Source organism: Micromonospora sp. RL09-050-HVF-A (genome assembly GCF_019374995.1).
Lineage (GTDB): Bacteria > Actinomycetota > Actinomycetes > Mycobacteriales > Micromonosporaceae > Micromonospora > Micromonospora antibiotica.
On record NZ_JAGKQP010000002.1, the window covers coordinates 915,904 to 939,062 of the forward strand.

Here is a 23,159-nt window from a genome sequence, read left to right on the forward strand (position 1 = left end):
CCGCCGGTGCCCGGTCCGGCCCGGCTGCGGCTCAGCCGACGGCGGCCCGCCAGGTCCAGTCGGTGCGTCGCGGCCGGCCGGCCAGGGCGATCCGCCCGGTCATCCAGAGCAGCACGTCGGCCGGATCACCGGCGGGTGCGTCGGGGAACAGCCGTCCCAGCACCGCCGCGCTGGGCGCCGCCGGGGCCGCCACGCCACCCCGAACCCACCGGTGATGTCGTACGTGTGCAGCAGCGTCTCGGCGATGCCCATGGCGGCGAAGCCAGGCGGGTCGCAGGGCCCCCAGTGCCAGGCCCGGGTGTGCGCGGGCACGGTGTCGAGCGCGGCGGCGAGCAGCCCCCCGCAGGCGGCCACCACCACCAGCACCTGCGCCGGGGTGGCGTCGGGGCGTACCCGCAGGTCGAGCGGGAGGTAGGCGGTGTCGGGGCGGCCGGTGAGCTGGGTGGCGTAGCCGAGCAGGTCATGGGCGATGTGCGCGGCGGTCGTCCAGCACGACCAGTCCAGGTCACCGGCGGGCCCGGTCCAGTTCCGGTCGGTGTACGGGCCGAGCGTGCGGGTCAGTTCGTCGATGGCGTCCCGGACCCCGCGACCGGTCAGCCGTTCCTCGGTGGGCATGCGACCGATCCTCGCACCACCGTGTCCCGCGCGCCGGGCCGTGTGGCGTGGCTCAGGCCCGACGTGCGGGCTGCGGGCCGGTGGGAGACCTGGCGGCGACGAGGGTTTCGAGCACCGACCGGCCGGGCGTCGGACGCCGGCCGAGGAGTGCCTCCAGGGTCGGGTCGGTGACGGCGAACTCGCCCCGCCGGGCCGCCCGGTACATGCCGAGGGTGAAGTCGGCGGCGGCCCCGGGCATGCCCCGGGCGACGGCGGTGGCCCGCCACTCGTCGTCGTCGAGGACGACCCGGGTGACGGTACGTCCGGTGAGGTCGGTGAGGATGCCGGCGACGTCCGCCAGGTCGAGCATCTCCCCGGCGGTCAACGCGGGGGTGACGCCGTCGAGCACGCCCTGACCGGTCAGCGCGATGGCGGCGGCCTCGGCCAGGTCGTCGTGCGCGGTCCAGGACACCGGCCCGTCGGCCGGTGCCACCAGGCGGCCGGTGGTCAGGGCGTCGCCGATGACGAACCCGAGGGCGCCGGCGTAGAAGCCGTTGCGCAGGGCGGTGAAGGGCACCCCGGTCGCGGCGAGGTGCTCCTCGGTGGCGGCGTGGGTGATCTGGGCGGGGAAGAGCGACTCGCGGGAGGCGGCCTGGTGGCTGGTGTAGAGGATGCGGGCGGCTCCCGCGGCGTGGGCGGCGTCGACGGCGGCCCGGTTCGCGGTGACCGCGTCGCCGCCCCGGATGGCGGCGGACACGATCAGCACCCGGTCGGCCCCGGCGAAGGCGTGCTCCAGTGTGGCGGGCTCGGTGAAGTCCCCCCGGCGGACCCGTACGCCGCGTTCGGCCAGGTGGGCGGCCTTGTCGACGTCGCGCACGCTCACCTGCACGGTGGTGGCGGGCACCCGGGCCAGCAGTTGGTCGACGATCCGGGAGCCGAGCTGCCCGGTGGCACCGGTGATGACTAACACGAGAGCGACCCCTTCGGCTAATCAACGTTACGCTGTAGACGTTAACACCGATATTTCGCCGCTAACAAGGGGCTGTTATCGTTGATTCGTGACCGTGACGCCCGACACCCCGCCCCGCGACGACGTGCGATCCGACATCGTCGCGGCAGCCGCCCGCCTGCTTCGTGAACACGGGGCACACGCGGTGACCACCCGAGCCGTCGCCCAGGCCGCAGGCGTACAGGCACCCACCATCTACCGGCTGTTCGGTGACAAGAACGGCCTCGTCGACGCCGTCGCCGAACACGTGCTGGCCAGCTACGTCGCCACCAAGACGCACCGCACGGATGCCGCCCCGCAGGACCCGGTGGCCGAGCTGCGCGCCGGGTGGCGTACGCACCTGGAGTTCGGCCTGGCCAACCCCGAGTTGTTCCGGTTGCTCGGCACGCGCGGGCCCGGCGACCCGTCCCCGGCGTCGGTGGCGGGTCTCGCGGTGCTGCGCTCGCGGGTGCGCCGGCTCGCCACCGCCGGCCTGCTGCGGGTCGACGAGCAGCGGGCCACCATGATGATCCACGCCGCCGGTACCGGCGTCATCCTCACCCTGCTGGGGACCCCCACGCCGGAACGCGACCCCGGACTGGGTGACGCCGTGTTCGACGCCGTCCTCGGCGGCATCCTCACCGCCGCCCCGGTGACCCCCGACCCGACCCTGCGCACCGTCGCGGTGACCCTCGCGGCGCTGACGCCCGACCTGCCCGGCCTCACCGACGCCGAACGCACGCTGTTGACCGAGTGGCTCGACCGGTCGCTGACCCGGCTGCGCCACCCGCAGCCGTAGCCGACCCGGACCCGCCGGCGTCCCGGTCCCGGGCAGCAGGGCCAGCGACGTCATCGTCTCCGCGCCGGTCGGCACCTCGCCACCGTGCCCGGCGATGGCGCGATCCACGTCCGGCCGCAGGCGGCGAGAACGCTCCGCAGGTGCTCGCCGCCCTCACGTCAGCAGTGGCGGAGCCGCGGCCGTGACGCTCAGCGGAACCGGTCGACGGTGACGGGGATCAGCCCCTGGAACCGCACCTGCGCCGTCAGGCCGTGCAGGAGCACGCCGACCGGATCGTCGCGGTCGCCCGTCAGGTCGCACGTCACATCCAGTCCCCAGGCGGCACCCGCGGCGATCCGGCGCAGCTCCCAGCGGAAGGCGTCGCGGCCCACCCGACGGCGCACCGGGCCCAGGACACGCACCCCGGGACCCGCGAGGTCGCCGGTGACCGGCAACTGCCACGCCTCGCCGAGCGCCGTGAGGCCACCCGGGGTCAGCGCGCCGGCGAACAGGATCCGGTAGAGGCGCGTCTCGCGGAACCCCGGGGTGGCCTCGCGCCCGTGCAGCAGCAGGGGCGGCGACGGCGGTACGGCAGGTGCACCGAAGCGCGTCCGCAGCACGGCCTCGTGCGGCAGGGCGGCCCCGCAGAGCTCCTGGTAGAGCGTCGCCGCGCCGGTCCGACTGACGGGTGTCACCCGGGCCCGTAGCGCGGGATCGACGCGCAGGCGCCGGCTGGTGGCCGACGCGTCGCACCACCGGCCCTCCGAGCGGCTCCAGCCGCCACCCACCAGCCCGACGCAGGAGTGGTCCCCCGCGAGAAGGAACTCCTCGGCCAGCAACCCCTCGGGCTCGCCGACGCCGTCGTGGACCACGTAGTAGTGCAGAGCCGTCGTCACCCGTCGATTGTCAGGCCGGCGGTGTGCGACCGCGATCCGGCTCACCGCAGCCGCTGCCCTACCCCTCTATTATCCCACGGGCGCATTCTTCAACTACAACGGGTAGTGGATTACGTGCGATCCGGTGACCGCTACGGTGCCGGCATGCTTACTGGCGAGGAGAAGTTCGTTCGTCGCGGGCACGTCCGGCTGTGGACCGAGCGTTTCGGCCACCCGGGCCACCCCACCGTCCTATTGATAATGGGCACGTCCACCCAGGGCATCGGCTGGCCCGACGACCTGGTGGAAGCCCTGGTGGACAGTGGCCGGCAGGTGATCCGCTTCGATCACCGTGACACCGGCCGTTCCGACTCCGTCGATTTCACGGCGCACCCCTACGCGCTCGCCGACCTGGCAGCCGACGCGGCAGGTGTCCTGGACGGCCACGGCGTCACCGCCGCGCACGTCGTGGGGACGTCGCTGGGCGCGGCGATCGGGCAGTGGCTCGCCCTGCACCAGGCGTCACGGGTCCGCACGCTGACGGCGATGGCCTCCTCTCCGATGGGGAACAACCCCGGTCCGGCGTGGGCGCGGGCGATGGCGGGCCAACCGCCTGCGGCTGATGAACTCCCGCCGCCGACGGCGTGGTTCCTCGGCCATCTGATGGACGCGGCGAAGGCGCCCCGCGCGACGGCCCGTCAACGCGTGGACGCCGACGTGCGGACCTGGCGGGTGCTCAACGGTGGTGTCCTGCCCTTCGACGAGCCGGCTGCGCGGCGGTTCGTCGAGCACTGTCACCAGCGGGCCGACAACCTCGCTGCCGCCGCGAACCACGATCTGGCCGGCCGGCGCTGGGACGACGACCGGCGGGCGGCGCTGTCTGGCATCACGGCCGCGACGTTGGTCCTGCACGGCAGCGACGACCCGCTGTTCCCGCCGGCCCACGGTGAGGCCGTCGCGGCGCAGATCCCCACCGCGCGGCTGGAGATCGTGCCCGGGATGGGCCACCACCCGTTCTTCTCGCCCGGGCTCACCGAACGGATCGCCGGCTCGATCATCCGCCACACGAGCTGAGTCGGCCCACCCCGCACCCGGGCCACGGCCCGGCACGGATCCCTGCGTGGCCCGGGTGCGGTCGGTCCCGGCGGAGCCACCGTGGCGGCCATCCGGAGTGAGGACGTCCGGATGGTCACCACCCACCCCTACATCAATTAACGGATTATCAGTAATGACAAACCAGTAATTGGATCAGCCAAAACGGGCATAACGGTGTAGCACCATAATGACTGTTCTGTTGTTTCCCGGTCCAGGTGCAGGGGTTGGCTATCCGCTGCGGTTGTCCTGCCCCGACGGGCACCGCCGCTACGCCGGTCCGGTCAGCGGCGGATCGATCGCCTCGGGGGTCACCGGGGTGAAGAAGTTGACCATGTTGCCGTCGGGGTCGCGGAAGAGCAGGGCGCGGTCACCCCACGGCATGGTCGTGGGACCGGACAGCCGCCTGGCCGTGGGGGCGGTAGCCTGCGCCGATGCCGGTCAGGGACTTTCACCAGGACGACTGGCCTGCGGTTCGGGCGATCGTCGAAGCCGTCGTCGCCGCAGGCGACACCTTTCCGTACGACCCCCGGTGGTCGACCGAGGCGCTGCGCGACGTCTGGGTGGAGCGTCCGCCCGGTCGGACCACGGTCGCCGTGGTGGGGAACCGGGTGCTGGGCACCGCGAAGATGGGCCCGAACCGGCCAGGCCCCGGCCGGCACGTCGCCACCGCCAGCTTCATGGTGGCCCGCAACGCCCGGGGGCGGGGGGTCGGTCGCGCCTTGGCCGAGGAGGCTCTCGACTGGGCACGCGACCAGGGCTACGCGGCGATGCAGTTCAACGCGGTGGTCGAGGGAAACGACGCTGCCGAGCGGCTGTACCGGCGGCTGGGGTTCACCGTGGTCGGCACCGTGCCGGCGGCCTTCGACCATCCGACCCGGGGGAGGGTCGGGCTGCACGTCATGCACCGCTTCCTCTGAACGGCGGTGCGGTTGGCCCTCGGTCCGGGTGCCAGGATGGGGCGATGAGCGACGAGCCGATCGACCTGGTGTCCGCGCTGGCCTCCTTCGACCAGTTGTGGAGCCCGCGCATCGTCACCCGGGTCAACGACTATGACGTGCGGGTGGCGAAGGTGGCCGGGGAGCACGTGTGGCACACCCACGACCACACCGACGAGTTCTTCCTGGTGCTCGACGGCGAACTGCGCATCGGGCTGCGGGAGGACGCCGGCGAGCGGACGGTGGTGTTGCCGCGCGGCGCGGTGTACGTGGTGCCGCGCGGGGTGGCGCACCGTCCATCGGCTCCCGACGGGGCGTCGATCCTGATGTTCGAACCGTCGGGGACGTCCAGTGTGGGGGACCGGCACGACGAGGTGCCCGCGCACGTGGACGCCACCACCGGCCACGCCCTCTGAGCCGGACGACTCCCACCCGGCTGTCGGACCTGGGGTGTCCGGGAGCGGGCGACGCCTACGCCAATTGGTGTAGGGAGTACGCGGTGGGTGTCGACCACTGTGACATCCGCGGGACGACGCGGCACAGGACGGGACTTCCCTAGCGTCGGGGCATCCCCGATCGAGGAGGCCCCATGTTCCGCTCCGACCCGGTCAGCACCTCGTCGCCATCCCGTGGAGCGCGGCGGATCCCGCCGGCCACGGTGCCGCGCCCGCCGCGTACCGGCCGCCGGATCGCCGTGGACATCGCCGCGGGTGGGCTGGTCCTGCCGCTGGTCGGCTTCGCCGTGGCCGATCTGATCAACCCGGATTGGAGTCCGGTCGAGACGATGATCAGCCACTACGTACACGCTCCGCACGGTGGGTGGTTGGTGCCGCTCGGCACGCTGAGCATGGCCGTCGCCTCCGGGACGCTGACGTGGCTGGCTGCCGGGTACACCCGGGGTGGCCGCACCGGCCTGGCGCTGCTCGGGGTCTGGACCGTCGGCCTGCTGGTCGCCGGGGTGTTCCCCACCGACCCGCCCGGCCAGTGGGACCAGCCGCCGAGCATCGCCGGCACGCTGCACGGGATCGCCGCGCTGCTCGCCTTCACGACGCTGCCCGTAGCCGCGGCCGTGCTGAGCCGGGTGTGGCGTCGGGATCCCCGGTGGCGTCCGGTCGCCGGTGGGCTGGCCGTCACGGCGGCGTCGTCGGTGGTCACCTGCGCACTGTTCATGATCACGTTCTTCGACGTGATGGGTGGTCCGTCCCTGGCGGTCGGCGCGTGGTCGACCGTCACCGGTCTGGCCGAGCGGGTGATGGTGTGGTCCTAGGTCATCGATGGATCGCTCCTGCGCCGCGCTGCCCGGGAGCGGGACGGGGTTGCCGCGTCGGGCCGTCACCGTGGTCCTGGCCGTGCTGACTCTGGTCGCCGTGCCGACCGCCACCGCGCTCGCCGGTGGCAGCGTGACCCTGTACGGCGTCCTTCCGCTTGCCGGGACGCTCGCCGTCCTGGTGGTGCTCCGTCGGCGGTGGCCCGTCGCCGCGCTGCTCACGGCGGTGGCGGCGATGGCGGCGATGAGGGGCGCCGCTCTGGTGGAGGTGGGCTGGATCTGGCCTGCCACCGTGCTGGTCGCCCACGCTGTCATGATCGGACGCATCGGCGGGGTGGTCGGGACCGGCGTCGTCGTCCTGGCCTATGCCGCCGGGTGGGAGTGGACGGTGCTCGGGCACAGCCCGGATCTGGTTGTCGCCCGGGTCGGTGGCGAGGCGCTCTGGCTGGCTCTCGTGGTGGCGGTCGGTGTCGCGTACCGCAACCGGCGCGGCTGGCAGCAGGAACTGGCCGCCCGGGTGAGGCAGTCCGCCTACGAACGCGACCTCGACGCCCGGCGTCGGCGGGCGGGCGGAGGAACGGATACGCATCGCGCACGAGCTGCATGACGTGGTCTCGCACACCCTCGCCGTCGTCGGGGTCCACCTCAACGTGGCCCTGGACACGCTGGAGTCCGCGCCCGACGAGGCCAGGGACGCGCTCCAGCTCGCCCAGGACGTGCGCGGCAGGGCGATGGCCGACCTGCGGGCCCTGGTCGACGTGTTACGCGACGGGTCCACGGCGACCATCGAGTCACCGGCGGCCCAGTTGGACGGGCTGGCCGGCCTGGTCGCGCAGGTGCGGGCCGCCGGGATCGACGTGGAACTGCAGGAGACGGGCGACCGGGCGGCGGTGCCCGCCCCGGTGGCGCTGGCCAGCTACCGGATCGTGCAGGAGGCGTTGACCAACACCGTCCGCCACGCTGCGGCCACCCGAGCCGTGGTGACGCTGTGCTACGAACCGGCACAGGTCACTATCACCGTCACCGACAACGGCACGCCGGTCGAGTGCGACCGGCCGGCCACCACCGGCGATCCGGTCCATCTCGGGACCAGCCGGCCGGCCGGCGAACCCGGCAGCCCGGACACCGCCGGGCACGGCATCGCCGGAATGCAGGAACGGGTCCGTGCGCTCGGCGGCCTGCTACGGGTCGGTCCCGCCGCCGGAGCCGGGTTCACGGTCCAGGCATCGATTCCGGTGGCCAGGTGACCATGGCGATCTCCGTACTGCTCGCCGACGACCAGCACCTGGTGCGGGCCGGGTTCCGCAGCCTGCTCAAGCGGGACCGTGACATCACCGTCCTCGGTGAGGCGTCCACCGGCGACGAGGCGGTCCGCACCACCCGGGCACTACGGCCCGACGTGGTGCTGATGGACATCCGGATGCCGGGTATGGACGGCATCACGGCCACCCGCCAGATCGTCGCCGACCCGCAGTTGCGCGGCTGCCGGGTGGTCATCCTCACCACCTTCGAAACCGACGAGTACGTCTTCACCGCCCTGGCGGCGGGGGCAAGCGGGTTCCTCACCAAGGACGTCGACCCGGACGGCCTGCGCCGGGCCGTCCGGGTCGTGGCGGCCGGCGAGGCGCTGCTCTCCCCGAGCGTCACCCGCCGCGTGGTCGCGCAACTCGCCCACCGGCCGGCGGCCGGCACCGGCGGGGTGCCGCTCGCGGCGCTCACCGCGCGCGAACGGGAGATCGTCCGGCTGGTGGCGACGGGCCTGTCCAATGACGCCATCGCCGGTCACCTCGTGATCAGCCCGCTGACGGTGAAGACCCACGTCACCCGGGCCATCGCCAAGCTCGGCGTCCGCGACCGGGTCCAACTGGTGATCCTGGCGTACGAGACCGGGCTGGTCCGTCCGGGCGAGGCCGCCGCGCCCACCGGACAGGCACCGTCCGACGGTTGACGCCGGCGCAGCGGGGTCGCGTCACCCCGAGCGGGCGGTGGTGCGACGGCGGCGGCGGGACCGGTGGATGGTCGGCCATCTTCGGGTTGACGGGCGCGCCGCGACGCGGTAAATACTGAAGTACGAGTTGAGTCGACCTGACTCAACTCAAGGACCTTCGGCCCGAGGAAACCGAGGAGGCACGACCATGCTGATGCGTACCGACCCCTTCCGTGAGATCGACCGGCTCGCCGAGCAGCTCTTCGGCACCACCAGCCGCCCCGCCGTGATGCACCTGGACGCCTGGCGCGACGGCGACCACTTCCACGCGGCGTTCGACCTGCCCGGGGTGGACCCGGACAGCATCGACTGCACCGTGGAGCGCAACGTGCTGACCGTCCGCGCGCAGCGCCGCCGGGCCACCACCGACACCGTCGAGCTGGTCGCCGCCGAACGCCCGATGGGCACCTTCTCCCGGCAGCTGTTCCTCGGCGACACCCTCGACACCGACCGGCTGGAAGCCACCTACGAGCACGGGGTGCTGACGCTGCGCATCCCGATCGCGGAGCGGGCCAAGCCGCGCCGGGTTCCCGTCACCGCCAGTAACGGGCGCAAGCAGCTCACCGCCTGATCGCCACCGCTGCTGTGGGGCCCGGCCCGGCCCCACAGCAGCGGTGCACCGGCGCGCCTCACGGTGAATCCCCACCGAGGCTGAGAGTCTTTTTCGCATGCTGCGTCCCGACGTCCCCGTCCTGCCCCGCGCCTCGGCCCGCCCGGCGCTCACCGGCACACCGGTCGACTTCACCGAGGCGTGGTTGCGTAACCGTCGGTTATCGGCGCACACCCGCGACGCGTACCGGCGCGACATCGCCGGCTGGCTCACCTGGTGCGCCGCCGGGGACCTGGACCCGTTGCGGGCCAACTTCCTCGACGTCAACGCCTACGCCCGGCAGTTGGAGGCGACCCCGTCGGCGCGCAGCGGGCGGCCGTTGACCCCGGCCACCGTCGCCCGGAAACTCTCCGCGCTGTCCAGCTGGTACGAATTCCTGGTCAAACTGCGGGCGGTGGACGCCAACCCGGTCGCCGGCGCCGACCGGCCACGCATCGACCGGGACCACTCGGCAACCGTGGGGCTCACCCCGCAGGAGGTCGACGCCCTGCTCGCCGCCGCCGACACCGACACCGGCCCGACCGCCGCCCGCAACCGGGCCGCCGTCGCCCTGCTGGCCGACCTCGGCCTACGCGTCGGTGAGCTGGTCTCGCTCGACCTGACCGATCTCGGGGCCGAGCGCGGGCACCGCAGCGTCCGGTTCGTCGGCAAGGGCGGCAAGGCCCGCCGTCGCGCGCTCACCCCCGGCACCGCCCACGCGGTCGACGCCTACCTCGCCGACCGGGCGGCGACCGCGGGGGTGAGCGTGGACGCGTTGACCGGTCCGCTGCTGGCCACCGCCACCGGTGGCCGCCTCGACCGGCACTCGGTGTTCCGGCTGGTGCGCCGGTTGGCCGAGACCGCCGGCATCGCGGCGGCGGCGAAGCTGTCCCCGCACTCGCTGCGGCACGCCTTCGCCACCACCGCCCGCGAGGAGGGGGTGCCGTTGGAGGACGTCCAGGACGCGATGGGACACGCCGACCCACGGACCACCCGCCGCTACGACCGGGACCGGCACAACCTCGACCGGGACCCGGCGTACGTCATCTGGGCGGCCCGGGCGCGGCGGCGCAGCTGAGAAAACCGATTGACGGAGTAAGCGCTCACTCCCGAGCCTGGTGTCATGACGGCACCCGGGGGACGTCGGCGGCGCGCGCCGGCCATGAGCGCCGACCGACGTCGCGCCATGATCGTGCAGACGGCCCTGCCGCTGTTGACCCGCCGGGGCACCGCCCTGACCACCGCCGAGGTGGCCCGGGCCGCCGGGATCGGCGAGGCGACGGTGTTCCGCGCCTTCGCCGACAAGCAGGCCCTGCTCGACGCCTGCGTCGCCGAGGTCCTGCGACCTGACGCGCTGCTCGACCGGTTGACCCGCATCGACCGGGAACAGGCCCTCACCGACCGACTCACCGAGGCCGCCACGGTGATCCACGCTCACCTGGCCCGACTGGGTGCGGTGCTGGGCGCCCTGCACGCCGCCGGCCGGTCCCGCCAGACCCCACCGCCGACCGGCGCGGCGGTGGGGGCGGTCCGGTCGGCGGTGGCCGCGCTGTTCACCCCCGACGCCGACCGGTTGCGGCTGCCGGCCGACCGGCTCGCCGACCTCTTCCTCGGCCTGCTGTCCCCACCCGGGCCGCTGGGCACCACACCGCCGTCGACCACGGCACTGGTCGACCTGTTCCTGCACGGCGCACTCACCCACCCCGACGGCCACTGACCCCCGGCCGTCGCGGTCGGCGGGGCCTCGTGGTCAGCAGAGCAGGTCGAGGTGGTGGTGGGCGTCGGCGGAGATGTCCTCGTGCCGCAGCCACCGCCGGGCCCACAACCGGGCGGCCACCTCGGCCTGCCCGTCACCCCAGGCGGCGTGTTCGACCAGCAACGCCGTGGCCAGCGCGTACGCCATCCGCAGGGCGAGACTACGCGCGCCGGCCAGCACCGCCACCGCAGCCGGTTCGGCGGTGACCTCACCCAGGGTGTCCCGCAGCTCCCCGACGACCGTGGCGAGGGTGTCCGCCAGTGCCGGGGACAACGGTCGGGCCAGGTCCACCGCCCCGGCCAACCGACGCAGCAGCGGTGCGCCGGCGTCCTCCCGGGTGACCGCGCGCAGCACGTCCAGGGCCAACACGTTCGTGGTGCCCTCCCAGATCGGCAGCACCTGGGCGTCGCGCAGCAACCTCGGCACCCCGGTGTCCTCGACGTAACCGGCCCCGCCGAACGCCTCCCCGTACTCGGCGGCACTGGCCACGGCCAGCCGACCGGTGGCCAGCTTCGCCAACGGCGCGACCACCCGCAGCTCGGCGGCAGCCTGCGGATCACCACCGACCTCCACCCGGCCGAGCAACGCGAACGCATGCCCGGCCAGGGCGAACGCGCCCGCCGCGTCGACCGCCAACGCACCGAGGGTGGCCCGGTGCAGGGGGTTGTCCAGCAACGACCCACCCGCGACGTGCCGGCCGCGCGCGTACGCCAGCGCGTAGGCCAGACCCCGCCGCATCCCCGACGCGGCGGCCGAGGCGTTGTGCACCCGGGTCACCACCACCAGGGTCATCGCCCGCACCAGGCCCGGCACCACCGGGTCACCCAACGGCAACGCGTACGCGTCACGCAACCCGATCTCGGCGGTCGGCAACGCCCGGGTGCCCAACTTGTCCTTCAGCCGGTGCACCACCACCCCCGGTGCGGGGTGGTGCGCGGCGGCGGTGCTCCCCGCCAGCGGCGAGTCGGCGGCGTACCGGGGCACCAGGAACGGGGCGAGGACCCGGCTGCCCCGCCCGGCGCCCTCCGGCCGGGCCAACGCCACCGCCACCGTCGCGTCGGCCGCCGAGCAGAACCACTTCTCCCCGGTCAGCCGCCACGACCCGTCGGCGGCCGGCCGCCCCAGCGTGCTGGTGCCGGACAGGTCGGAACCGCCCTGCGACTCGGTCATCCACTGCCCGCTGACGATCGCCGTGTCCGGGTCGGTGGCGATCAACCGGGGCAGCCAGGCGTCACGGACCTGCACGTCGACGTCGGGGCTGCTCAGCAGCGCCGCCGCCCCGTCGGCCATCGCCACCGGGCAGGAGAACGTGGCCGACTCCGGCCCGTACAGGTGCAGCAGGGCGTGCTGGACGACGCGGGCGGCGGCCCCCCACCTGCCACGCGCCGACTCCAGGTAGGGCAACGCGACCACGGCGTGCCGGGCGGCGGCGGCCCGCTGCGCCTGCCAGCCGACGCTGGTGTCGATCCGGTCGACGCGGGCACCCCACGGGTCGTAACGCACCAGCGTCGGCGGGTGGGCCTCGGCGTCGGCGTGCGCGGCCCGCAACGGCCCGACCACGTCGGCGGCCAGCGCGGTCAGCTGGTCCTGCGCGGCGGCGTGCCCGGCCGGCCCGAGCTGCCGGGTCAACCACGACCGCAGCAACCCGTCCCCGGCGTACGGGTCGTCGATGTCCGTCACCGGCTGCACGTAACGGCTCATCCGTCGCTCCTTCACCAGGGGTGTGCGCCGACGGTAGACGATCGGCGCGGCGGCGCGACAGGGGCGAAGCGGCTGCGCGGCACCGCCCCGCCCGCATACCGTCGCAGGTGATGGGTGTGGAACAGGCGTGGACCCGACCGGCGCGGCGGCACCGCCCGGTGCGCACCGGGCTGTTCCTGGGTGGCCTCGCCACCGGCCTGTGCCTGGTCGGGGTGGCCGGGCTGGGCGTGTGGAACGCGCAGGTCGTGGTGGGCGCGACCGGCCCGGTGCGGGAGACCGCCGACGGGTTCTTCCGGGAGTTGTCCGCGGGGCAGGTGGAGCAGGCCTACCGCCGGTTGTGCGCGCAGACCCGGGGCCGGTGGAGCGAGATCGGTTTCGCCGGGTGGGTCCGCACCCCACCGGTGGTCACCGGCTACGAGATCCTCGACGTGTCGGTACGCACCAAGGGGGGTCGGCCCGCCGGTGAGGTGGCGGTGCGGGTCACCCGCGACGGTGGGGCCGCCGAGCAGCGTCAACTGCCGGTGGTGAAGGAGGACGGCAGGTGGCGGGTCTGCGGGGACCCGTACTGAACCCGTCCGCTCAGGCCCGGGGGCCGAGATCGCCGGAGCGGTAGTGCCGACGGCACAGCACCTGGTAGCGCACGTCGGCGGTGTCGACGGTGTCCCCGATGACGACCTGCGCCCCCTCACGGACCACCCGGCCGGCGACGACCCGGGCGTTGAGCAGGCCCTCCCGGCCGCACCAGCACAGCACCTCCACCTGGATGCGGGCCACCTCGTCGGCGAGTTCGAACAACCGCCGGGCGGCCGGGAACAGGCAGGACCGGAAGTCGGTGGCCAGGCCGAAGGCGTACACGTCGACGTCGTAGCCGTCGACCAGCTCGGCCATCTGCTCGACGTGCGCCACGTCGTAGAACGACGCCTCGTCGCAGATCAGGTAGTCGATGCGGACCCCCTCGGCCCAGGTGTCGCGGACCAGGGCCCGCAGGTCCAACTCGTCGGTCACCTCCACCGCCGTGTGGGCCAACCCGATGCGGGTGGTCACCTGCGGGCCCAACGACCTGTCGATGCGGGTGGTGACCAGCCCCCGCCGCCCCTGCCGGGCGTGGTTGTAGTTCATCTGCAACGCCATCGTCGACTTGCCGCAGTCCATCGGACCCCAGAAGAACTTCAACGCGGCGGCGTGCAACGGGCGGCCGTCGACGCCCCGCGCGGCGGCGCAGCCGGCCCCGCCGTCATCCGGGCCGGGAAGCGGGCGGGCCAGGCAGGTAGGGGTGGCAGCGGCGTCGTCGGTCACGTCGGGGCAGCCTAGCCCATCGGCACGGGTGGATCGGGCCGATGGTCAGAGCACCCGGGGCGGGGTGTTGCCGGCGGCGATGATGGCCCGGCGCATCGGCACCGCCGCCAACAACGCGAACCCGACCACGAAGAAGATCAGCAACGACACCAGACCCACCCGGTAGGAGGAGGTGAGCTGGAAGACCAACCCGAACGCCAGTGGGCCGAGCCAACTGGTGCCCTTGTCGCTGATCTCGTAGAACCCGTAGTACTCGCCCTCCTTGCCGGCGGGGATGAGCTGGCTGAACAGCGACCGGCTCAACGCCTGGCTGCCGCCGAGGACCAGACCGATCGCCCCACCGAGGATCATGAACGGCAGCGGCGCCTCGGCGGGCAACCGGAACGCCCCGATGATCACCCCGGTCCACAGCACCAGCGACAGCAGCACCGTCTTCCACGCGCCGATGCGCCGGGCCAACGCCCCCAACGCCAACGCCCCACCGAAGGCGAGGAACTGCACCAGCAGGATCGTCACGATCAGGGTGCTCTGCCCCAGCCGCAGCTCCTCGGTGCCGTACTGGCTGGCCAGGGTGATCACCGTCTGGATGCCGTCGTTGTAGACCAGGAACGCCAGCAGGAAGTACAACGTCAACGGGTACGCCTTGACCTCCCGCAAGGTCCGCCCCAGCTGCCGGAACCCGTCGGTGACGACGTTGCGGCCCGCACCGCGTACCGCCTCGACGGTGGGATGGTCGCGCAGCCACCGCAACGGCACCAGGGTGAACACCGCCCACCACACCCCGGCCGACACGATCGACCAGCGCGCCAGGTCCAGGGTGCGCTGCGGGTTGTCGTCCTCGCTGAGCAGCGTGACCGCCACCAGGTTCAACGCCAGCAGCACACCACCACCGAGGTAACCGATCGCCCAGCCGCGACTGGACACGGCGTCACGTTCGTCGGGGCCGGCGAGCTGCGGCAGGAACGAGTTGTACACCACCACCGCCGCCCCGAAGGCGATGTTGGCGACCAGGAACAACACCCCACCGAGCAGGTACCGCTCGCCGGTGACCAACGCCATCGCGACGGTCGCCCCGGCCCCGGTGAACGCCGCCCCGGCCAGCAGCCGCTTCTTGTGCAGGGTCCGGTCGGCGATCGCCCCCACCACGGGCAGCACGAACACGGTCAGGAACACCGACAACGAGATCAGGTACGGGTAGTACGAGCCGGCGGCGATCCGGATGCCCAACGGGTGCACGTACCCGTCGCAGCTGTCCGCGCCGAGTTCGCAGCCGGCCGCCAACTCGGTGACGGTGGTGAGGAACGGGCCGAGGAAGACCGTGATGACGGTCGTCTGGAAGGCCGAGTTGGCCCAGTCGTACAGGTACCAGCCACGCCGTTCCCGGCGCAGACCCGCCGGGGCGTCGACGGCGGTGGGGGTGGTGACCGGGTCGGCCATCATGGTCCTCGGGGCTCAGGCGGCCCAGTGGCCGCGGCTGCGGTAGACGTCGCGCAGCACGCCGACGTGATCGGTCATGATGCCATCCACACCACGATCCAGTAAGTCGTGCATCTGGGCAGGTTCGTCGATCGTCCAGACGTGCACCTGCAACCCCGACCGGTGGCAGTAGGCCAGGAACCGGCGGTCGACCACCGGCACCCCGCCGTAGCGGGGCGGCACCTGCACCGCCACCACCGACTCCGGCAGCCGCACCGGCCGGCCGTGCCGCGACGCCCACCACAGCCGGGCCACCCCCCGCATGCCCAGCCCGGTGGCGACCCGCCCTGCGGTGGCCGCCCGCAACCGGGCCAGCCGGGCGTCACTGAACGACGCCAGCAGCACCCGGTCGGCCGCGCCGGCCCGGGTCACCGCCGCCACCGCCGGGGCGACCCCACCGTCGGCCTTGACGTCGATGTTGAACCGGACCTGCGGCCACCCGGCCAGCACCTCGTCGAGCCGGGGTACGACCGTCGCACCGCCGACCCGCACCGACGCCAGGTCGGCCCAGCGCAGGTCGGCGATGCGTCCCCGCTGCCCGGTGACCCGGTGCAGGGTGGCGTCGTGGAAGACCACGCACACCCCGTCGGCGGTGGCGTGCACGTCGGTCTCCACGTACCGGTAGCCCAGGTCGACGGCCCGGGTGAACGCGGCGACGGTGTTCTCGTCTCCGTCGGCGGCACCCCCACGGTGGGCGAAGGCCAGCGGGGCGGGGGCGTCCAGGAAACCGGGACGGATCAGCACGCAACGCAGTATGCCCGTCCGCGGCGACCCCCGGGTGGCCGACCGGCAACGTGTTCCGTGGGTGGCGGGTCAGCTGACGGTGGGGCGGCGGTGGACCCGGCTGGTGTCGACGGGGCGGCCCGGGTCGACGTGCCGGGGCCGGTCGGGTTCGTCGGCGCGCAGCGGGGCCAGGGTGTCGGTGATGGCGTCGATGATCCGGTCGGTGCCCCGGCGGGCCGCACCGGGTGCGGTGGGGGAGAGGTCCCGCAGGTCCAGCGGCGCACCGAAGCGGACCCGGATGACCGGGCGGTGCACCAGCGCCCGGGCCAGCGCCCGCAGCATCCCCCGGGGCGCCCGGTAGGGCAGCACCTCGTGCGACCCCCACTGGGCGACGGGCACCACCGGGGCGGCGCAGGCCATGGCGAGGCGGGCGGTGCCGGTCTTGCCGCGTTCGGGCCACATGCCGGGGTCCAGGCCGATGCGTCCCTCCGGGTAGACCAGCACCACCGACCCGGCGGTGACCGCGGCGGCGGCGTCGTCGAGCGCCCGGCGTACGCCGGTGGTGCCCCGGTCGACGCGCAGGTGCCCGGCGTGGCGCATCAGCGCGCCGAGGCCCGGGGTGCGGAACAGCCCGCCGGTGGCCATGAAGCGGGGTGCCATGCCCCGGGCGCGGCAGGCGGCACCCAGCACGATGGGGTCGAAGGGGCTGATGTGGTTGGCGGCCAGGATCAGTGGTCCCCGGCGCAGGTGCGCGGGGACGTCCCCGCTGACCTCCAGCCGGGCGAACAGGGCGACGACCAGCCGGGCGAACAGTTGGGCGGCACGCCAGAACAGGGGTGGCTGCCAGCCGGGGGGCGGGGTGTCCATCAGTCGCCGATGGTCGCACGGGTGTGGGGGAGGGCCGGATCCGGGTCGTGCGGCCTGTGGTGATCAGGGTCATTGGTCCCGGGCCGGATCGGGACCCCCGGCCCTGCCACCCGAGCTACGACACGCAGTAGTATTTACTACGTCTCGTAGTATTAACGGCAGGGGGATCTCGGTGGACGCGTTGGACGTCGCCCGCTGGCAGTTCGGTGTCACCACCGTCTACCACTTTCTCTTCGTACCACTGACCATCGGACTGTCCGTCCTGGTCGCCATCCTCCAGACCCGCTGGCACCGCACCGGCGACGAGAAATACCTCAAACTCACCAAGTTCTACGGCAAACTCTTCCTGATCAACTTCGCCATGGGCGTCGTCACCGGCATCGTGCAGGAATTCCAGTTCGGCATGAACTGGTCCGACTACTCCCGCTTCGTCGGCGACATCTTCGGCGCACCCCTGGCCATCGAAGCCCTCGTCGCCTTCTTCCTCGAATCCACCTTCATCGGCCTGTGGATCTTCGGCTGGGACCGGCTCCCCAAACGCCTGCACCTGGCCAGCATCTGGGCCGCCGCCATCGGCACCAACCTGTCCGCCTACTTCATCCTCGCCGCCAACTCGTTCATGCAGAACCCCGTCGGCTACCGCTTCAACCCCGACACCGGACGCGCCGAACTCACCGACTTCGTCGCCGTCCTCACCAACAAGGTCGCCCTGATCACCTTCCCGCACACCCTCGCCGGCGCCTTCCTCGTCGCCGGCTCCCTCGTCACCACCGTCGGCCTCTGGCACCTCATGCGCCACCGCACCAGCCCCGACACCGACGCCTACCGGTACGCCACCCGCTTCGGCGCCTGGGTCGTCCTGATCTCCTCCACCCTGGTCCTGCTCACCGGCGACATCCAAGGCAAGATCATGACCCAGGTGCAGCCGATGAAGATGGCCGCCGCCGAGGGCCTCTACACCACCGAGAGCCCCGCCTCGTTCTCCGTACTCACCATCGGCAGCCTCGACGGCAGCCGCGAGGTCTTCGCCCTCAAGATCCCCTACCTGCTGTCCTACCTCGGCACCGGCGACCCCAACGGCACCGTCCACGGCATCAACGACCTCCAGGCCCAGTACGCCAGCCAGTACGGCCCCGGCAGCTACACCCCGATCATCCCGGTCACCTACTGGAGCTTCCGCTTCATGATCGGCTTCGGACTCGCCGCCGCCGCCATCGCCCTGCTCATCCTCTGGACCCAACGCAAAGGCCGCACCCCCACCAACCGCTGGCTGCTGCGCGCCGGCCTGATCATGCCCGCCCTGCCGCTACTCGCGAACTCCTTCGGCTGGATCTTCACCGAGATGGGCCGCCAACCCTGGATCGTCTTCGGCGAAATGCTCACCCGCGACGGCGTCTCCCGCAGCGTCTCCCTCACCGAAGTCCTCACCTCCTTCACCGCCTTCACCCTCATCTACGCCGTCCTCGCCGTCATCGAATTCAAACTCCTCATCCGCTACGCCCGCGCCGGCGTACCCGACGTCACCCCCACCCCCGACGACACCGAGCGCCCGCTCGCCTTCGCCTACTGACCCGGAGCCCCACCGTGGAACTCACCACCATCTGGTTTCTCCTCGTCGCCGTGCTCTTCACCGGCTACTTCATCCTCGAAGGCTTCGACTTCGGCGTCGGCATGCTCCTGCCCATCCTCGGCCGCGACGACCGGCAACGCCGCGTCCTCATCAACACCATCGGCCCCGTCTGGGACGGCAACGAGGTCTGGCTCATCACCGCCGGCGGCGCCATGTTCGCCGCCTTCCCCGAGTGGTACGCCACCCTCTTCTCCGGCTTCTACCTGCCCCTGCTACTCATCCTGCTCGCCCTCATCGCCCGCGGCGTCGCCTTCGAATACCGCCACAAACGCCCCGAAGCCTCCTGGAAACGCCGCTGGGACCACGCCATCTTCTGGGGCTCCGCCATCCCCGCCCTACTCTGGGGCGTCGCCTTCGCCAACATCTTCCGCGGCGTACCCCTCGACGCCGACCACGAATACGTCGGCGGCCTGATCGACCTGCTGCACCCCTACGCCCTGCTCGGCGGCCTGACCACCCTCGGCCTGTTCCTCACCCACGGCGCCGTCTTCCTCGCCCTCAAGACCACCGGCGACATCCGCCACCGCGCCGGCACCCTCGCCGTCCGACTCGGCGCCGGCACCGCCGTCGTCGCCGTCGCCTTCCTCACCTGGACCCTCACCATCCGCTCCAACCCGGCCGCCGTCGTGCTCGCCGCCGCCGCCGCCCTCGCCCTGCTCGGCGCACTCGCCGCCGCCCGGGTACGCCGCGAAGGCTGGGCGTTCACCGGCACCGCCCTGGCCATCGCCCTCGCCGTGGCCACCCTCTTCACCGCCCTGTTCCCCAACGTCATGCCCTCGACCCTGGACCCCACCGGCACCCTCACCGCCACCAACGCCGCCTCCACCCCCTACACCCTGAAAATCATGACCTGGGTGGCGGTGATCTTCACCCCGATCGTCCTCGCCTACCAAGGTTGGACCTACTGGGTGTTCCGCAAGCGAATCGGGGTACAGAACATCCCGCAACACTGAAAGCGCGCGAGGGGCGCGGGGACGCGGGGCCGGGGCGAGGGGGTCGCACCGGCCCCGCAACGCGCCCCGGCACAAACCGATCGCCACCCCACCCACCCACCGCTATCGTCGCCCGCATGCACCACACCCCCCACGTCCGGGAACTCACCGACGACGACGCCACCGCCGCCTGGCACCTCGGCCGCACCGCCTTCGGCTCCGACCCGCAACCCCCACCACCACCCACCACCACCCCCGGCACCACCCGCTACGGCGCGTTCGACCACACCGGCCGCCTCATCGGCAAAGCCGTCGACCTGCACCACGACCAGTGGTGGGACGGCCACACCGTCGCCGCCGCCGACATCGCCAGCGTCGCCGTCACCCCCGAAGCCCGCGGCCGGGGCGTCGCCCGCGCCCTACTCACCACCCTGCTGCGCGGCGCACACGACCGGGGCGCCGCCATCAGCGCACTCTTCCCCACCGTCGCCGCCCCCTACCGGGCCTGCGGCTGGGAAACCGCCGGCACCCTACGCACCGTCGACCTACCCACCGCCCTGCTCACCCGCCACCAGCCCAGCCCACACCTCACCGTCCGCCCCGGCACCCCCGCCGACCTCACCGCCGTCGACGAACTACACACCCACACCACCCGACACCGCCGCGGCCTACTCGCCCGCACCGGCCCCCTGCACGAACACCACCGCGCCCGCCACACCACCGCCAACACCCTGCCCTACGACGGCCTCACCCTCGTCGAACACCACGGCCACCTCGTCGGCTACGCCGGCTGGAACCGCCGCGACGGCTACGGCGACCAGGGCACCCTCACCATCGAAGACCTCACCGCCACCACCGCCGACGCCGCCCGCGAACTCGTCGGCATCCTCGCCAGCTGGCACAGCGTCGCCCCCACCCTGCGCCTCACCCTGCTGTCCGGCGACCCCCTCACCCCCCACCTGCCCGTGGAGAAGGCCCGCGAACACGAACAGGACACCTGGATGCACCGCCCCGTCGACGTCACCCGCGCCATCCGCGACCGGGGCTGGCCGGCACACCTGCACGGCACCACCACCTTCACCCTCGACGACCCCCTCGCCGACTGGAACACCGGCACCTGGCACCTGGAGATCACCAACGGCGACGCCGACCTACGCCGCACCACCACCCCCGCCGACCTGCACCTCACCGTGCGCGGCTTCGCCCTGCTCTACACCGGCGCCGCCACCGCCCGCACCATCGCCCAGGCCGGCCTGCTGCACCACCCCACCGGCACCGACCCCGCCCCCCTCGACCTGCTCGCCGCCGCCGGCCCCGCCCAACTCGGCGACTACTTCTGACCCCCACAGGTTCCGGCACCCACCGCGCGACCGCCCACAACGCCCCCACCGCACCACACCGGCCGCTACACCACCCCGGCACACGCACCCACCCGCGCCGCGGTGACGCCCCGACCGCCGCAACAGCCGCCGGGCCGCCCACCACGAACCAACCTCAACGGGCCTCGCGCAACTCCGCCAACCGCGCCTCGATCTCCGCCAACTCCGCCCGCAACTTCTCCGCCTGCTGCTCCGCCTCCGACCGCTCCGCCGACAGGATCTGCTCCACCGCCTCCTGCACCCCCGGCACATCCACCAGCGCCACCATCCGCAACGCCTCCGCCGGCTTGACCACGTACGGCTTCGCCAACGCCTTCGCCCCCTGCTGCGCCGCCACCGTCCACTCACCGTCGGCGTACGCCAACGTCACCGTCAACCCCGCCGGACCCTTCGGCTTCGCCACCTTCGCCGGCCGACGCGCCGCCGGCTTCTCCACCACCGGCTCCGGCTTCGACTCCACCCTCGACTCCTCCCGCCGCTGCACCGGCACCCGGGGGGTGTCCAGCACGAACTCCGGCTCCGCCTTCGCCGTCGACTCCACCTGCTCCACCACCGGCTCCGCCTTCGCCTCCACCACCCGACGACCCGCCCCCCGCGGCGCGACCGCCACATCGGCGGGGGAGAAGGGCAACTCGTCGCGCCCGAACCGCACCACCACGAACTCGTCGGACACCGCCGGATCGGTCAGCTCCACCACCTGACCCACCTGACCGGCGATCTGCCCCGCCGACGCGGTGAACACCACCTTCGGCTTGCGCCCCGCCGTCAACGCCTCCCGGATGCCGCGTACCTCGTCATCGGACAAACCCTGGCCCACCATCACAACCCTCTTTCGTACACGTGTGTCATTCCTGCCTTGATACCAGTCGACGGCGACATCCGGAAGATCAACCCCCCAGCACCCGCAACGCCTCGTCGGCGTGCTCGTTCATCCCCAACTCGCTGTGCACCACCGCCAGCACCCGCCGATCCACCCCGATCACGAACGTCATCCGCCGGGTGCTCAACGGCCCCAACGGCAACCGCCGCCGCACCCCGAAGGCCTGCGCCACCACACCCTCGACATCCGACAACAACGGATAGTCGAACCCGTGCAACCGGGAGAACTCAGCCTGCTTCGCCACCGGATCCCGACTGATCCCCACCCGCTGCGCACCCACCGCCGCGAACTCCGCCGCCAGATCCCGGAAATGGCAACTCTCCGCCGTGCACCCCCGGGTCATCGCCGCCGGATAGAAGAACAACACCACCGGCCCCGACGCCAACAACTCCGACAACCGCCGCGGCGTACCCGTCTGATCCGGCAGCTCGAAATCCTCCACCAGATCGCCGACACTCACACCCACCACACACCTCCACCGGTCCGTCCGAAACGCGGTGAGCGTAAGCGATCGACCCACCAACCCACCCACCACCGCACCGCAACCCGTGCACCCCGCCCACCCGCGGTACCGTCGGCCCACCGCACGCCAGGCCCACAGGGGGAGTACCGCATTGACTCCGGTCACCATCATCACCGGCGGCAGCCGCGGCATCGGCGCCGCCACCGCCCGCCGACTCGCCACCGAAGGCCACCACCTCGTCATCGGCTACCGCCGCGACCACGCCGCCGCGGCCACCGTCACCGCCGACATCCACCGCCTCGGCCGCCGCGCCGTCGCCGTCCCCGCCGACACCACCGACCCGACCCACATCGACCGCCTCTTCACCGCCGCCGCCGACCTCGGCCCCCTCACCGCCCTGGTCAACAACGCCGGTGTCACCAGCCCCATCGGCCCCTTCACCGACCTGCGCCCCGACGACCTGCGCCGGGTCGTCGACGTCAACCTCATCGGCTACGTCCTCTGCGCCCAACAGGCCGCCCGCCGACTCACCTCCGGCGGAGCCATCGTCAACATCTCCTCCGCCGCCGCCACCCTCGGCAGCCCGGGGGAGTACGTCCACTACGCCGCCGTCAAAGCCGCCACCGACACCCTCACCATCGGTCTGGCCAAGGAACTCGCCCCCCGCGGCATCCGGGTCAACGCCGTCGCCCCCGGCATCATCCGCACCGACATCCACGCCGACTCCGGCGTACCCGACCGACCCGACACCGCCGCCGGGCGCATCCCACTGGGCCGCGCCGGCGAGCCCGACGAGGTCGCCGGCGCCGTCGCCTGGCTGCTCGGCCCCGACGCCACCTACACCACGGGCACCGTGCTGCGCGTCGCCGGCGGCCTGTAGCCGGCCCGGGTGCTCGCCCAGGGGCACGGAAAGGGACTTGCGCACCCGACGCAGGCAGCTAATGCTAC

27 protein-coding genes are annotated in these 23,159 nt (G+C 72.8%); 16 read left to right on the forward strand and 11 right to left on the reverse strand.

Features of this window, described 5'->3' with window-relative positions:
• Nucleotides 1-99: 99 nt before the first annotated feature.
• Nucleotides 100-615, reverse strand: a complete 516-nt coding sequence (locus J7462_RS04270) for a maleylpyruvate isomerase N-terminal domain-containing protein (RefSeq protein WP_308290740.1) — start codon at nt 613-615, stop codon at nt 100-102.
• 52 nt (nt 616-667) lie between these two features.
• Nucleotides 668-1,564 (reverse strand): NAD(P)H-binding protein, encoded by an 897-nt coding sequence (locus tag J7462_RS04275; RefSeq protein ID WP_219462008.1) that lies wholly within the window; start codon nt 1,562-1,564, stop codon nt 668-670.
• An 88-nt stretch (nt 1,565-1,652) separates the two neighbouring features.
• Between J7462_RS04275 and J7462_RS04280 the strand changes: the two genes are divergently transcribed.
• Nucleotides 1,653-2,381, forward strand: coding sequence for a TetR/AcrR family transcriptional regulator (locus J7462_RS04280; protein ID WP_308290741.1), 729 nt, complete (start codon nt 1,653-1,655; stop codon nt 2,379-2,381).
• 188 nt (nt 2,382-2,569) lie between these two features.
• Here the strand turns inward: J7462_RS04280 and J7462_RS04285 are convergent, their stop codons facing one another.
• The gene (locus J7462_RS04285; RefSeq protein WP_219462010.1) at nt 2,570-3,256 is read right to left on the reverse strand and encodes a hypothetical protein; all 687 of its coding nucleotides are present in this window, start codon (nt 3,254-3,256) and stop codon (nt 2,570-2,572) included.
• A gap of 144 nt (nt 3,257-3,400) precedes the next feature.
• Between J7462_RS04285 and J7462_RS04290 the strand changes: the two genes are divergently transcribed.
• Nucleotides 3,401-4,309, forward strand: a complete 909-nt coding sequence (locus J7462_RS04290) for an alpha/beta fold hydrolase (protein WP_219462012.1) — start codon at nt 3,401-3,403, stop codon at nt 4,307-4,309.
• 288 nt (nt 4,310-4,597) lie between these two features.
• Here J7462_RS04290 and J7462_RS33555 read toward each other — a convergent pair whose 3' ends face one another.
• Entirely contained in the window at nt 4,598-4,729 is a 132-nt protein-coding gene (locus J7462_RS33555) for a VOC family protein (RefSeq protein ID WP_357534014.1), read from the reverse strand.
• Nucleotides 4,730-4,761: 32 nt separating this feature from the next.
• Between J7462_RS33555 and J7462_RS04300 the strand changes: the two genes are divergently transcribed.
• From J7462_RS04300 to J7462_RS04335, 9 genes are all read left to right on the forward strand, one after another.
• Nucleotides 4,762-5,247 (forward strand): GNAT family N-acetyltransferase, encoded by a 486-nt coding sequence (locus J7462_RS04300; protein ID WP_219462014.1) that lies wholly within the window; start codon nt 4,762-4,764, stop codon nt 5,245-5,247.
• A gap of 44 nt (nt 5,248-5,291) precedes the next feature.
• Complete coding sequence (locus J7462_RS04305; protein ID WP_219462016.1) at nt 5,292-5,681, forward strand: cupin domain-containing protein; 390 nt, start codon at nt 5,292-5,294, stop codon at nt 5,679-5,681.
• A gap of 173 nt (nt 5,682-5,854) precedes the next feature.
• The gene (locus J7462_RS04310) at nt 5,855-6,532 is read left to right on the forward strand and encodes a DUF998 domain-containing protein (RefSeq protein WP_219462018.1); all 678 of its coding nucleotides are present in this window, start codon (nt 5,855-5,857) and stop codon (nt 6,530-6,532) included.
• Between the two features lie 7 nt (nt 6,533-6,539).
• Nucleotides 6,540-7,139 carry a hypothetical protein gene (locus J7462_RS31810; RefSeq protein WP_255597579.1) on the forward strand — a complete coding sequence of 200 codons (600 nt, stop codon included), beginning with the start codon at nt 6,540-6,542 and terminating at the stop codon, nt 7,137-7,139.
• Between the two features lies 1 nt (nt 7,140).
• Nucleotides 7,141-7,779: an ATP-binding protein gene (locus tag J7462_RS31815; protein ID WP_308290742.1), complete on the forward strand. Its 639-nt coding sequence runs from the start codon at nt 7,141-7,143 to the stop codon at nt 7,777-7,779.
• A gap of 2 nt (nt 7,780-7,781) precedes the next feature.
• A complete protein-coding gene (locus J7462_RS04320) occupies nt 7,782-8,480 on the forward strand; it encodes a response regulator transcription factor (protein ID WP_219462020.1) in 699 nt (232 codons plus the stop codon).
• 187 nt (nt 8,481-8,667) lie between these two features.
• Nucleotides 8,668-9,090: an Hsp20/alpha crystallin family protein gene (locus tag J7462_RS04325; protein ID WP_219462022.1), complete on the forward strand. Its 423-nt coding sequence runs from the start codon at nt 8,668-8,670 to the stop codon at nt 9,088-9,090.
• A gap of 97 nt (nt 9,091-9,187) precedes the next feature.
• A complete protein-coding gene (locus J7462_RS04330; protein WP_219462024.1) occupies nt 9,188-10,186 on the forward strand; it encodes a tyrosine-type recombinase/integrase in 999 nt (332 codons plus the stop codon).
• Nucleotides 10,187-10,294: 108 nt separating this feature from the next.
• A complete protein-coding gene (locus J7462_RS04335; RefSeq protein ID WP_255597580.1) occupies nt 10,295-10,825 on the forward strand; it encodes a TetR/AcrR family transcriptional regulator in 531 nt (176 codons plus the stop codon).
• 33 nt (nt 10,826-10,858) lie between these two features.
• On the opposite strand, the gene J7462_RS04340 is transcribed toward J7462_RS04335, so the two are convergent.
• Nucleotides 10,859-12,565, reverse strand: a complete 1,707-nt coding sequence (locus J7462_RS04340; RefSeq protein WP_219462028.1) for an acyl-CoA dehydrogenase family protein — start codon at nt 12,563-12,565, stop codon at nt 10,859-10,861.
• Between the two features lie 110 nt (nt 12,566-12,675).
• Here J7462_RS04340 and J7462_RS04345 point away from each other — a divergent pair, with 110 nt between their 5' ends.
• The gene (locus J7462_RS04345; RefSeq protein WP_219462031.1) at nt 12,676-13,134 is read left to right on the forward strand and encodes a hypothetical protein; all 459 of its coding nucleotides are present in this window, start codon (nt 12,676-12,678) and stop codon (nt 13,132-13,134) included.
• A 10-nt stretch (nt 13,135-13,144) separates the two neighbouring features.
• Here J7462_RS04345 and J7462_RS04350 read toward each other — a convergent pair whose 3' ends face one another.
• The 4 genes from J7462_RS04350 to J7462_RS04365 all read right to left on the reverse strand — a co-directional run bounded on the left by J7462_RS04350 (nt 13,145) and on the right by J7462_RS04365 (nt 16,927).
• Nucleotides 13,145-13,861, reverse strand: a complete 717-nt coding sequence (locus tag J7462_RS04350) for a thymidine kinase (protein WP_208565933.1) — start codon at nt 13,859-13,861, stop codon at nt 13,145-13,147.
• 45 nt (nt 13,862-13,906) lie between these two features.
• On the reverse strand, nt 13,907-15,298 hold the full coding sequence (locus J7462_RS04355; RefSeq protein WP_219462033.1) for an MFS transporter: 1,392 nt from the start codon (nt 15,296-15,298) through the stop codon (nt 13,907-13,909).
• A gap of 15 nt (nt 15,299-15,313) precedes the next feature.
• Nucleotides 15,314-16,081, reverse strand: a complete 768-nt coding sequence (locus J7462_RS04360; protein ID WP_219462035.1) for a glycerophosphodiester phosphodiesterase — start codon at nt 16,079-16,081, stop codon at nt 15,314-15,316.
• Nucleotides 16,082-16,150: 69 nt separating this feature from the next.
• On the reverse strand, nt 16,151-16,927 hold the full coding sequence (locus tag J7462_RS04365; protein WP_219462036.1) for a 1-acyl-sn-glycerol-3-phosphate acyltransferase: 777 nt from the start codon (nt 16,925-16,927) through the stop codon (nt 16,151-16,153).
• A gap of 172 nt (nt 16,928-17,099) precedes the next feature.
• Between J7462_RS04365 and J7462_RS04370 the strand changes: the two genes are divergently transcribed.
• From J7462_RS04370 to eis, 3 genes are all read left to right on the forward strand, one after another.
• Complete coding sequence (locus J7462_RS04370; protein WP_219462038.1) at nt 17,100-18,497, forward strand: cytochrome ubiquinol oxidase subunit I; 1,398 nt, start codon at nt 17,100-17,102, stop codon at nt 18,495-18,497.
• A 14-nt stretch (nt 18,498-18,511) separates the two neighbouring features.
• Nucleotides 18,512-19,510, forward strand: coding sequence for a cytochrome d ubiquinol oxidase subunit II (gene cydB, locus J7462_RS04375; RefSeq protein WP_219462040.1), 999 nt, complete (start codon nt 18,512-18,514; stop codon nt 19,508-19,510).
• Nucleotides 19,511-19,626: 116 nt separating this feature from the next.
• A complete protein-coding gene (gene eis / locus J7462_RS04380; protein WP_219462042.1) occupies nt 19,627-20,829 on the forward strand; it encodes an enhanced intracellular survival protein Eis in 1,203 nt (400 codons plus the stop codon).
• 154 nt (nt 20,830-20,983) lie between these two features.
• On the opposite strand, the gene J7462_RS04385 is transcribed toward eis, so the two are convergent.
• Together J7462_RS04385 and J7462_RS04390 are read right to left on the reverse strand one after the other, a co-directional pair.
• On the reverse strand, nt 20,984-21,688 hold the full coding sequence (locus J7462_RS04385) for a hypothetical protein (protein WP_208565926.1): 705 nt from the start codon (nt 21,686-21,688) through the stop codon (nt 20,984-20,986).
• A 67-nt stretch (nt 21,689-21,755) separates the two neighbouring features.
• The gene (locus tag J7462_RS04390) at nt 21,756-22,208 is read right to left on the reverse strand and encodes a peroxiredoxin (RefSeq protein ID WP_219462044.1); all 453 of its coding nucleotides are present in this window, start codon (nt 22,206-22,208) and stop codon (nt 21,756-21,758) included.
• A 154-nt stretch (nt 22,209-22,362) separates the two neighbouring features.
• Here J7462_RS04390 and J7462_RS04395 point away from each other — a divergent pair, with 154 nt between their 5' ends.
• Complete coding sequence (locus J7462_RS04395; RefSeq protein WP_219462046.1) at nt 22,363-23,091, forward strand: SDR family NAD(P)-dependent oxidoreductase; 729 nt, start codon at nt 22,363-22,365, stop codon at nt 23,089-23,091.
• Nucleotides 23,092-23,159: the final 68 nt, after the last annotated feature.